We start from the raw sequence: 11,186 nt of genomic DNA, 5'->3' as shown, positions 1-11,186 counted from the left end.
GCGGATCTGCGCAGGCATGGTCGCCGAGAACAGCGCGACCTGCTTGTCGTCCGGGGTCTCGGCGAGGATCGTCTCGACGTCCTCGGCGAAGCCCATCTTGAGCATCTCGTCGGCCTCGTCGAGCACGAGGTACTTCAGCTCGGACAGGTCGCAGCCGGGGTACCGTTTCCGCATGAGCACGGACACCGCCACCACCACCGAGACCACCGACGAGGGGCCCGTGGTGACCTTCGCCGACCTCGGCCTGAGCGACCCGGTGCTCAAGGCCGTCAAGGAGATCGGCTACGAGACCCCCTCCGCGATCCAGGAGGCGACCATCCCGACGCTGCTCGAGGGGCGCGACGTCGTCGGCCTCGCGCAGACCGGGACCGGCAAGACGGCGGCGTTCGCGCTGCCGATCCTGTCCCGCATGGAATCGGGCGCGAAGGTGCCGCAGGCCCTCGTGCTGTCGCCCACCCGCGAGCTCGCGCTCCAGGTCTGCGAGGCGTTCGAGCAGTTCGCCTCCCACATGAAGCACGTGCACGTGCTGCCGGTCTACGGCGGCCAGGCGTACGGCGTGCAGCTGTCCGCCCTGCGCCGCGGCGTCGACGTCGTCGTCGGCACGCCCGGTCGCATCATGGACCACATCGCGAAGGGCACGCTCGACCTGTCCGAGCTGAAGTACCTCGTGCTCGACGAGGCCGACGAGATGCTCAAGATGGGCTTCGCCGAGGACGTCGAGACGATCCTCGCCGAGACCCCGGACGACAAGCAGGTCGCGCTGTTCTCGGCGACCATGCCTGCGCAGATCCGCCGCATCTCGCAGCAGTACCTCACGGACCCGGCCGAGATCACCGTCAAGACGAAGACCAAGACCGCGGCGAACATCACGCAGCGGTACCTCATGGTGTCGTACCCGCAGAAGGTCGACGCGCTCACCCGCATCCTCGAGGTCGAGGACTTCGAGGGCATGATCATCTTCGTCCGCACCAAGAGCGAGACCGAGACCCTGGCCGAGAAGCTCCGCGCCCGCGGCTACGCCGCCGCCGCGATCAGCGGTGACGTCGCGCAGGCGCAGCGCGAGCGGACGGTCAACCAGCTGAAGTCCGGCAAGCTCGACATCCTCGTCGCGACCGACGTCGCCGCCCGCGGTCTCGACGTCGACCGCATCACGCACGTCGTGAACTTCGACATCCCCGTCGACATCGAGTCCTACGTGCACCGCATCGGCCGCACCGGTCGCGCCGGCCGCAAGGGCGACTCGATCAGCTTCGTCACGCCGCGCGAGCGTCGCCTGCTCTCGGCGATCGAACGCCACACCAAGCAGCCGCTCACGCAGATGCAGCTCCCGACGATCGACGACGTCAACGAGACCCGCCTGACCCGCTTCGACGACGCGATCACCGCGGCGCTCGAGCAGCAGGACCGGATCACGGCGTTCCGTGACGTCATCGCCCACTACGTGCGGAACCACGACGTGCCGGCCGACGACGTCGCCGCCGCGCTCGCGGTCGTCGCGCAGGGCGAGTCGCCGCTGCTGCTCGACCCCGCGGACGACCAGCTGCGGAACCAGGTCGACCGCGACGGCGCCCGCGCCGCCCGGCCCGACCGGGACCGCGAGGACCGTGGCCCGCGCCGCTCGCAGCCGATGACCGCCTACCGCATCGAGGTCGGGCGTCGCCACCGCGTCGAGCCAAGGCAGATCGTCGGCGCGCTCGCGAACGAGGGCGGCCTGCGCCGTGACGACTTCGGCGCGATCCAGATCCGGCCGGACTTCTCCATCGTGGAGCTGCCGCAGGACATGGACGCCGGCGTGCTCGACCGGCTGTCGGACACCCGGATCAGCGGGAAGCTCATCGAGATCAAGCCGGACCGCCGGGGTGGTGGCGTGCGGCGTGACCGGGACCGGGATGACCGTGGGCCGCGTGGCGGGGGCCGGGATCGCGATCGCGACCGCGACGACCGCGGGTTCCGTGGTGGCGACCGGGAGCGCGCGCCGCGCAAGCCCCGGTACTGAGGCGCCCGGCACCCTGCCGTCGCCGAGACGCCCTGCCGTCGCCGAGACGCCCCCGGATCCGGGGGCGTCTCGCTCGTTCGGGGGCGTCTCGGTGCGTTCGGGGGTGTGTCGGCGCGCGGTTCGCTACACCGTCACGAGCCCTGACAGGGTCCGGCGGCACACCTCGTCCCACGGCGTCGGTTCGATCCCGAAGTGCGCCCGCGCCTGCCGGTCGTCGAGCACGTACGGCGCGGTCCACTGGTACCCGAGCTGTGCGACCTCGCGCATCAGGGGCGTGACCAGGCCGATGGCCCGGACCAGCCCCATCGGCAGCCCGCGCACGGGGACCGGCGGACGACCAGCGGCGTGGAGCACGTCGGTGAGCGCCTGCTCCTGGGTCCGGGGTGGGTTCGACGGGACGTTCCAGGTACGCCCGTGCGACGAGGGGTCGTCGACGGCCGCGACGAGCGTCCGCGCGACGTCCTGCACGTCCGTGTAGGTGTGCGGCCGGTCGGTCCGACCGATCACCGTCACGGCCTTCCCCTGCAGGGCGGCGGGCAACACCCGTGTCACGTGCCCGTTCTGGCCGATGCCGGGTCCGACGTAGTCCGAACCGCGGACCTCGACGGCCCGCAGGCGTCCGGCCTCGTGCGCGGCCCGGGCATCCGCCCACATCCGTGCCCGCAGCACGCCCTTGTGGTCCGTCGCCGCGTCGGGCAGGTCCTCGTGCATCGGTCCGTCGACGGGGCCGTACGGGTACAGGTTGCCGGTGATGCCGTACACGGTCCCGGTCCGCTCGGCGGTGGTCAGCAGGGCGTCCGCGAGCGGCGGCCACACCCGCTCCCACTGCGTGTAGTCGCCGGGGTTGGCGCAGTTGTAGAGCGCAGCGGCGCCCTCGGTGACGCGGGTCAGTGCGCGGGCGTCGGATGCGTCGAGCGCCTCGTGCCGGACCCCTGGCTGGCCGGTGTCGCGGCCGGACCGCGTGACGACGACCACCTCCTCCCCGCGGTCGGCGAGGTGGGCGGCGACGTGCCGCCCGACGGGACCGGCGCCGACGACGACGTGGTGACGGGACATGGTGGCCTCCTGGGTCGATTCGGAGAGCGGTGCTCTCGGAAGCAGTGTGGCGCGCTTCGGCTCCGATTGCAAGAGCGGTGCTCTTGTTTGTGTGCACTGCTCTCGCATGGCATCCTGACGGGATGTCCGACAAGGCCCCGACCGCCCGTGCCCTGGCGCGCGAGACCGTCCGCGCGCGGATCCTCGCTGCGGCTCGGGTGCGCCTGACCGAGGAGGGTCCCGCGCAGCTCAGCCTGCGCGCCGTCGCGCGGGACGTCGGACTCGTGTCCTCCGCCGTCTACCGGTACTTCCCGAGCCGGGACGACCTGCTCACGGCGCTGCTCGTCGCGGACTACGACGAGCTCGGCGCCGCGGTCGAGTCCGCCGAGGCGCCGGTCGACCGCGCCGACCACCTCGGCCGCTGGACGGCGGCGTGCCGGGCGATCCGGACGTGGGCGACCTCCCACCCCGGCGACTTCGCACTGCTCTACGGCTCACCCGTGCCCGGCTACGTCGCACCGCAGGACACGATCGAGCCGGCCTCGCGCACCACGCACGTGCTCATCCGCATCGTCACGGACGCATGGTCCGGCCTGGACGGCGCCGCTCCGCGGATCGGGCACGGTCCCGCGGTGGGCGATCCGGTGCGGACGGCCGCCGCGATCGCCGATGCGGTGGCCTACACACGACAGCGAGGCTTCCACGCCGATCCGCCCCCCGAGGCCGTGCTCCGCCTGCTCATGGCGTGGACCACGGTGTTCGGCGTCCTGTCCTTCGAACTGTTCGGTCACGCCGTCGGATCGGTGTCCGATCCCGACGCCTACTTCGACGAGGTCATCGTCCGTCTCGCGCACGACCTGGGCCTCGTGCACCGCTGAGCACGGTCGGACGGCGGTCCATCGGGGCGTCGGGCTGACAGGTCCTCGTGTGCTGCGGTAGACAGGCTGGTACGCAGCGCACTCACCAGCGCTGTCCGGCAGCAGCAGGGAAGGATGCCGATGACGGCGCTCGACGTCAGCCGCCAGGACCGGCGACGGCTCACGACCGGAACCCCGACCCGGCGTCTCGCCGTGGTCCGGACCGTCGCACTGGTCGCCTCGATCGCCGGCGTGAACTACATCGTCTGGCGCTGGGCCGCGTCCGTGAACTGGCACTCGTGGTGGATCGCGGTGCCGCTGATCCTGGCGGAGACCTACAGCGTCATCGACTCGCTCCTGTTCGCCTTCGGAGCGTGGCGGCTGCGCGAGCGGGGGGAGCCGCCGACGAAGCCGGCCGGGGACGTCACGGTCGACGTCTTCATCACGACGTACAACGAGCCCGTCGAGCTCGTCGTCCGCACCGCCCGTGCGGCGAAGGCGATCACGCACCCGCACAGCACGTGGATCCTCGACGACGGCAACCGCCCCGAGATGCGCGCCGCCGCCGAGTCGCTCGGGATCGGGGTCATCACCCGCGGTGCCGACTGGGTCGATCGTCCCCGCCACGCCAAGGCCGGCAACCTGAACAACGCGCTGCTCGCCACCCAGGGGGAGTTCCTGCTCATCCTGGACGCCGACCAGGTCCCGGAACCGTCGATCCTCGACCGCACGCTCGGGTACTTCAAGGACGAGCGGATGGCGCTCGTGCAGACCCCGCAGTGGTTCGAGAACGTCCCGGACGCCGATCTCCTCGGAAGCCAGGCGCCCCTGTTCTACGGGCCGATCCAGCAGTCGAAGGACGGCTGGAACGCCGCGTTCTTCTGCGGCTCGAACGCGATCCTGCGCCGCGAGGCCCTCATGCAGCTCGGCGTCACCCGCTACGTGCGCGAGGTCGAGGAGTCCGTCGAGCGGACGATCAAGACCTCGCGGAAGCTCCTGGCCCGGGCGCGCGAGACCGAGACCGACCCGCGCGTGCTCGACGCGCTCGACGGGGCCGAGCAGGTCGTCGACCGCGCCCGTGACCAGATCGACCGGGGCGAGCCGCTCGGCGACGTCACGTACGACTTCCAGCGCGGCATCGACGCGATCGCCTTCCGGTTCGCCGCCGCCGACCTCGAGGCGGTCCGCCGTGACCTGCAGGAGCTCGCGGCGATGTCGACCGAGGCGGACACGTTCGCCGGGCTCGACGACGCCGCACTCGACGTGCTCGGTCGGCGCGAGGCCTCGCCCGTCGCGGCCATCGAGTCGATCGCCGTCCTGGCCCGCGCGCTCGACGTCAACCGGGACGACGAGGCGCAGCCGATCATGCCGCTCGCCACGATCTCGGTGACCGAGGACATGGCGACCGCGATGCGCCTGCACGGCCTCGGCTGGAAGTCGGCGTACCACGACGAGATCCTCGCCAAGGGCCTGGCGCCCGAGGACCTGCCGACCATGCTCGTGCAGCGCCTCCGGTGGGCACAGGGCACCATGCAGGTGTTCTTCCGCGAGAACCCCCTCGTGCAGAAGGGGCTCTCGTTCGGGCAGCGCCTCATGTACTTCTCGACGATGTGGAGCTACCTGTCGGGCTTCGCCGCGGTCGTCTACATCGCGGCCCCGGTGCTCTGCCTGTCGTTCGGGGTGGTCCCGGTCCAGGCGTACAGCGTCGACTTCTTCGTGCGGCTCATCCCGTTCCTCGTGCTCAACCAGGCCCTGTTCTGGGTGGTGGCCGCTGGGAGACCGACGTGGCGCGGGCAGCAGTACTCGCTCGCGCTGTTCCCCGTGTGGATCGAGTCCGTGACGAGCGCCTTCGAGAACGTGTTCCGGGGCAAGCCGCTCGGCTTCCGGGTCACCCCGAAGGTCCGCGACGAGTCCGAGCAGAAGCCGCGGTGGGACCTCGTCAAGCCGCAGCTCATCGCGATGGCGGCCCTCGTCGCGTCGCTCGTGCTCATCGGCATCCGCTACCTGACCGGCCAGGCGGAGGGGATCGCGCCCCTCGTCAACTCCGCCTGGGTCGTCTTCGACCTCTTCATCTTCAGCATCGTGATCCGGGCCGTCCGCTACGGCGGTCCCGGCCCCGGGACGGTGCAGTCCGAACACGAGTCCTCGACCGCAGGAGGCCCGCTGTGACCATGCAGCACGTGACCTTCGAGGTGCCGGCCGTCGCCGCGTCCCTCGACGAGGTGCAGGACCGGTTCGCCGCCTGGTGGGAGACGCTCGACGTCGACGACGTGCGGCTCCGCTTCGCGCTCGAGACCGCGTTGGCCGAGATCGCCGCGAACATCGTCGAGCACACGAAGCGCACCGACCGGGTCGAGGGCCGCCGGTACACGGTCGAGCTCCTGGCGACCGACCGCGAACTCCTCGCGGTGCTCACCGACAACGGGCAGCCGGCGGACGTCGACCTGTCCGCGGTGACGATGGCGGACGTCGACGAGGAGAGCGGCCGCGGCCTCGCGCTCGCCACCGCCGCGCTCGACCGGCTCGAGCACCAGCACGTCGGCGGTCACAACATCTGGACGCTGGCGTGCACACGGTGAGGGGCGTCCTGGCCAAGGCCGTCGCGCTCCTCGTCGTGCTCGGGACGCTGCTGCTCGGCGGCGCACTCCCGGCGGCCGCGGTGACGGCGAACCCGGCGACGGCGACCCCGGCGGCGGCGACCTCGGCGGCGGCCTCGGACCGCGGTGCGCTCCCGGCGTCCGACCGGACGTGGTTCGGCCCCGACCTGGACTGGGGCGACGACAGCCCGGACGGCTACGCGGGCCGACTCGGTGCCGTGCCGTCGATGTACGGCGTCGAGATCGAGTACCCCTTCGACCGGAGCGCCCGGAAGGAGTTCCTCCGGGCGACCCGGGCCGCGGCCGCCCAGGGGGCCGTCCTCGTCGTCAGCCTCGAGCCCTCGCAGTCGCTCGGCTCCCTGACCCGCGCCGACGCCGAGACCGCGAACCGCCTGTTCGAGGAGGTCCACCGGCAGTACGACACCCGCGTGCTCGTCCGCTTCGCGCCGCAGATGAACGGCACGTGGGTCCGGTGGGGGCAGCAGCCGACCGCGTTCGTCGACGCCTTCCGTACGCTCGCCCGCGTCGTGCACGCCGGCGACTCGTCGGCCGCGATGGTGTGGTCGCCGTCGTACGGGGCCGGCTATCCGTTCGGGGAGTCCGCCGGCCGCCTGCAGGACCTGTCGGCGACCGACGTGTCGAAGCTCGACACGAACGGCGACGGACAGCTCACCGCGGCCGACGACCCGTACGCGCCGTACTGGCCCGGTGCCTCGAGCGTCGACTGGGTCGGCCTGTCGATGTTCTCCTTCGGCAAGGGCAAGGCCACCGAGGCCGCCGGGCGCGAGGTCCCCCTCACCACCAACGAGGTCCCCGCCGCCGGTGAGGTCCAGGCACGCTTCGACGAGACCTGGGGCTACCAGCAGCCGCAGACCGAGGGGACCTTCACCCAGCGCTTCGCCGTCGACCAGGACCGTCCGATGCTCCTGGACACCGGGGCGCTCTACGACCACTCGCTCGAGGGAGCCGCGGAGCTCCCGGTCAAGCAGGAGTGGTGGCGGCAGGTGATCGCCGCCGTGCAGCAGCACCCCGAGGTCCGCGGCGTCACGTTCCTCGAGACGAACCGCCGCGAGCCCGAGGCCAGCAACCGGGTCGCGGACTGGCGGGACACGGCCGTCCCGGGGATCGCCGGGTCGTTCCGCACCGACCTGCAGGACGCCGACCACTTCGTCTTCGGGCCGGTCACCGAGCGGATCACACCGCAGGACGGCGCCGCCGCCATCAGCCAGGAGTACGAGACCGGCGGCGACCAGATGGCGTGGATCGTCTGGTTGGCGGCCGGTCTGGCGGCGGTGTTCCTGCTCAGCGGCCTCGTCGGTCGCCTCCTGCCGAGCTGGCGCTACCCCGACGACGGCAAGCCCGGGCGCGACCTGCGGCTCGACCTGTTCCGCGGCTTCATCATCCTCGCCGTCGTCATCACGCACATCGAGATCGGCGGGCCGTACTCGTACATCACGCTGCACGCCACGGGCGCGATCACCGGCGCCGAGATGTTCGTGTTCCTGTCCGGCATGGTCCTCGGCATGACCTACCCGTTCGCGATCAAGAAGTTCGGCGAGTGGGTCGCCGCCGTCGGCGCGTGGAAGCGTGCGCGGAAGCAGTACCTCGTGACGCTCGGGGTGATCCTGGTCGTCTTCGCGATGAGCTTCATCCCCTTCCTGAACACCGACGCGATCACGACCTTCACGGACCGGGGGACCGGGACCGGCGGTGTCGGGGCCGAGGGACGCGTGTACGACCTGTACCCGAACGCGATGCAGCTGCTCGCGTACCCGCCGCCCTGGTACGCGATCCGGCAGTTCCTGCTGCTCGAGATGGGCCCGTGGCCGTTCAACATCATGGGACTCTTCGTGGTGCTGAGCCTGTTCATCCCGCTCTTCATGTGGGTGATCCGGCGCGGGTTCTGGTGGGCGCTGCTCGTCGTCAGCTGGGGTGTCTACGTCTTCCAGGCCCTCAACCCCGACTTCCGTCCGCTGAACTCGCAGTTCGAGGCGGTCTTCCCCCTCCTCACGTGGCAGGTCGTCTTCACGCACGGACTCGTGCTCGGCTACTACCGCCGACAGGTCATCGGCGCGCTCACCGGTCGGCTCGGCAAGGTGCTCATCGGCGTCGGCATCACCGGGTACGCGCTGTTCCTGGTCTACGTCTGGGCGGGCAACCAGTTCGGCTTCACCCCGACCCCGTTCCCCGCGACGATGTACGACCAGCTCTACAACACGGCGTACCAGCGCGTGGACCTGCAGTGGGGCCGGCTCGTCGACATCGCGTTCTTCGCGATCGTGTCGTACGCGATCCTCACGGTGTTCTGGAAGCCGATCGCGGCGGTCCTCGGCTGGCTCTGGATCCCGATCGGGCAGGCGAGCCTCTACGTCTTCGTGTGGCAGGTGTTCTTCGCGCTGGCCATCGCGTCGATCCCCGGTGTCGACTGGTTCAACGGGTGGATCGGCTTCGCCGCCCACACCGCGCTGATCCTGCTGGTCTGGTACATGATCCGCAAGAAGTTCCTCTTCTCGGTCATCCCCCGCTGACCCCGCCCGCGCGGTCGTTCCCATCGCGCGTGACGTAGGAAGCCGATCCGCGCATACCTGGTCAGAACGAACGACCTGGTACGCGCGATTCGACCCAGTACGCGCGGATCGGCCTTCGTTGCACGGATCGGCCCGGCATCCGTGGATCCGGCAGCGCGAGCGCGGGTGGGCGGGTGCGGACGCGACCACGGACGGACGGGAGGCGCGGTGCCGGCCGGCACCGCGCCTCCCGTCCGTGGGGTGGTCGCGTGGGGCAGGTCAGGCGAGCGCGCCGCTGTCGGTCGCGAGCGCCTGCCGGACCGGACCCCACGCGGCGAGCCGCTCCCGGACCGCCGCGTCCCGCTCGGTCTCGAGGGCCGTCGCGTGCGCCTGCTCGAGCACCTCGTCGACGACCACGCGCTGCCCGGAGCGCGCCGACGCGATCGCCGCGTCGACCATCACCAGGCTCATCACGTTGCCGTGCACCTCGCCGTCGGGGCGGTGCCCGGACCGGACCGCGCGGACGAACGAGGCGAGCGCTCCCGCGATCTCCGTCCCGACCCCTGCGGCGGGCTCGGGCGACCCCGCTCCGCCGTCGACGACGCTCGACGGGTCGTGGTCGCCGTCCCAGGCGGCCGAGCCGGTCGCGCCGGTGGCCCGCCAGTCGCCGTTCCAGGACGTCTCGTCGCCCGGCGCGCACCACGAGCCGTCGTAGACGTAGCGGACGTCGTCCTCGAAGGTGAACACCGCGGCGGCGTTCGCGTGCCCGCGGTACCAGGACCACGACGGGTTCCACGACTCGCAGTACACCGACACGGGCTCGCGTTCGAGCACGTAGCGGGCGGAGTCGAACGCGTGGATCGCCATGTCGAGGAGCAGGACGTCGTCCATCTCCTCGCGGAAGCCGCCGAAGCGCGGTGCCTTCGCGAACCGGGTGTTCAGGCTCCCGACCCCGCCGAGCGCGCGGACGTGCTGCCGGAAGGCGACGAGCTGGTCGTTGTAGCGGCGGGACTGGGACACCATGAACAGCTGCCCGGTGACCTCGGCCGCGGCGGCGAGGGACAGGGCCTCGGCGACGGTCTGGGCGGCGGGTTTCTCGCCGAGGACCGGCAGGCCGGCGTGCAGGGCGTCCATCGTGACCTGGTGGTGGGCGACGGGCACGGTGATGTCGAGGACGGCCTCGGCACCGGTCTCCGCGAGGAGCGCCGTGAGGTCCCGGCCGACCGGGATCGACGGGGCGCCGGCCAGGTCGGCCCCGGCGCGTGCGGCGTCGAGGTCGAGGTCGACGACGCCGACGAGCTCGACGTCGGGGGCGGCGGCGACGGTGGCGAGCCACGCGCGGCCCATCCCGCCGGCACCGACCTGCACGACCCGCAGCGGGGCGGTCACGCCGGGACCTCTTCGTCGACCGGCTCGTCGTCGAACGGGCCCCGGTAGTGCTGGCCGTCGAAGTACTCGCCCAGGTCGTAGCGGCGGAGCGTCGGCAGCTCGCGCTCCCGGTCCGGCCGGGCCCACTCCGCGCCGTTCGCGACCACGCGACGGACGTCCGGGTGGTGGTACACCGGGAAGTCCTGGTCGCCCGGCGAGAAGTAGAAGATCTTCCCGAGGCCGCGGCGGTAGGTCATGCCGCTCCGGAAGACCTCGCCGCCGGTGAACCCCGAGATGAAGATCAACTCGTCGGGGGTCGGGACGTCGAAGTACTCGCCGTACATCTCCTGCTCGGGGATGACGATCGGGTTCGGGACGCCACGGGTGATGGGGTGCTGCGGGTTCACGGTCCAGACGAGCTCCTGGTCGTGCTCGCTGCGCCACCGGAGCGTGCAGGTCGTGCCCATGAGCTTGCCGAAGATCTTCGACCAGTGGCCGGAGTGCAGGACGACGAGCCCCATGCCGGACAGGACGTGCTTGTGCACCCGGTCCACGACGGCGTCGTCGACGTCCGCGTGGGCGGCGTGCCCCCACCAGGTGAGGACGTCGGTCTCGGCGAGCACGGCGTCGGTCAGGCCGTGCTCGGGCTCCTGCATGGTCGCGGTGCGGACCACGGCCTCGGGCAGGTGCTCGCGGATGCCCGCGGCGATCGCCCCGTGCATGCCCTCGGGGTAGCGCTCGGCGACGTGCTGCTCGACCTGTTCGTGGACGTTCTCGCCCCAGACGGTGACGCGGAGGGGGGTGGTGGTCATGGTGTGTGCCTTCC

General features: G+C 71.5%; 8 protein-coding genes and 1 pseudogene. 5 read left to right on the top strand and 4 right to left on the bottom strand.

Features of this window, described 5'->3' with window-relative positions:
• Positions 1-156: pseudogene (locus HUN59_RS19785) on the bottom strand (DEAD/DEAH box helicase); the annotation flags it as partial.
• A gap of 16 nt (positions 157-172) precedes the next feature.
• On the opposite strand from HUN59_RS19785, the gene HUN59_RS15295 reads away from it, so the two are divergent.
• Positions 173-1,996: a DEAD/DEAH box helicase gene (locus HUN59_RS15295; RefSeq protein WP_058742849.1), complete on the top strand. Its 1,824-nt coding sequence runs from the start codon at positions 173-175 to the stop codon at positions 1,994-1,996.
• A gap of 123 nt (positions 1,997-2,119) precedes the next feature.
• On the opposite strand, the gene HUN59_RS15290 is transcribed toward HUN59_RS15295, so the two are convergent.
• A complete protein-coding gene (locus tag HUN59_RS15290) occupies positions 2,120-3,052 on the bottom strand; it encodes an NAD-dependent epimerase/dehydratase family protein (protein WP_174777777.1) in 933 nt (310 codons plus the stop codon).
• A 122-nt stretch (positions 3,053-3,174) separates the two neighbouring features.
• On the opposite strand from HUN59_RS15290, the gene HUN59_RS15285 reads away from it, so the two are divergent.
• The 4 genes from HUN59_RS15285 (at position 3,175) to opgC (ending at position 9,013) form a co-directional block, all read left to right on the top strand.
• Positions 3,175-3,909, top strand: a complete 735-nt coding sequence (locus HUN59_RS15285; RefSeq protein ID WP_174777776.1) for a TetR/AcrR family transcriptional regulator — start codon at positions 3,175-3,177, stop codon at positions 3,907-3,909.
• A 120-nt stretch (positions 3,910-4,029) separates the two neighbouring features.
• Positions 4,030-6,057: a glycosyltransferase gene (locus HUN59_RS15280; protein ID WP_254629904.1), complete on the top strand. Its 2,028-nt coding sequence runs from the start codon at positions 4,030-4,032 to the stop codon at positions 6,055-6,057.
• 2 nt (positions 6,058-6,059) lie between these two features.
• On the top strand, positions 6,060-6,467 hold the full coding sequence (locus HUN59_RS15275) for an ATP-binding protein (protein WP_058742853.1): 408 nt from the start codon (positions 6,060-6,062) through the stop codon (positions 6,465-6,467).
• Positions 6,455-9,013, top strand: coding sequence for an OpgC domain-containing protein (gene opgC, locus HUN59_RS15270; RefSeq protein ID WP_174777775.1), 2,559 nt, complete (start codon positions 6,455-6,457; stop codon positions 9,011-9,013). Before HUN59_RS15275 ends, opgC begins: the two co-directional genes overlap by 13 nt.
• Before the next feature lie 258 nt (positions 9,014-9,271).
• On the opposite strand, the gene HUN59_RS15265 is transcribed toward opgC, so the two are convergent.
• Positions 9,272-10,381 carry a Gfo/Idh/MocA family protein gene (locus HUN59_RS15265; protein WP_302690929.1) on the bottom strand — a complete coding sequence of 370 codons (1,110 nt, stop codon included), beginning with the start codon at positions 10,379-10,381 and terminating at the stop codon, positions 9,272-9,274.
• Complete coding sequence (locus HUN59_RS15260) at positions 10,378-11,172, bottom strand: ThuA domain-containing protein (protein WP_174778846.1); 795 nt, start codon at positions 11,170-11,172, stop codon at positions 10,378-10,380. The genes HUN59_RS15265 and HUN59_RS15260 overlap by 4 nt, the downstream gene beginning before the upstream one ends.
• Between the last annotated feature and the right edge of the window lie 14 nt (positions 11,173-11,186).

This window comes from Curtobacterium sp. Csp2 (assembly GCF_013347165.1).
This window is presented reverse-complemented; position numbering and strand designations above follow the sequence as displayed.

Coding starts and splice junctions, on each gene's coding strand:
- HUN59_RS15295 (WP_058742849.1), top strand. CDS start 173: ATGAGCACGGACACCGCCACCACCACCGAGACCACCGACGAGGGGCCC.
- HUN59_RS15260 (WP_174778846.1), bottom strand. CDS start 11,172: ATGACCACCACCCCCCTCCGCGTCACCGTCTGGGGCGAGAACGTCCAC.
- HUN59_RS15275 (WP_058742853.1), top strand. CDS start 6,060: ATGCAGCACGTGACCTTCGAGGTGCCGGCCGTCGCCGCGTCCCTCGAC.
- HUN59_RS15290 (WP_174777777.1), bottom strand. CDS start 3,052: ATGTCCCGTCACCACGTCGTCGTCGGCGCCGGTCCCGTCGGGCGGCAC.
- HUN59_RS15285 (WP_174777776.1), top strand. CDS start 3,175: ATGTCCGACAAGGCCCCGACCGCCCGTGCCCTGGCGCGCGAGACCGTC.
- HUN59_RS15280 (WP_254629904.1), top strand. CDS start 4,030: ATGACGGCGCTCGACGTCAGCCGCCAGGACCGGCGACGGCTCACGACC.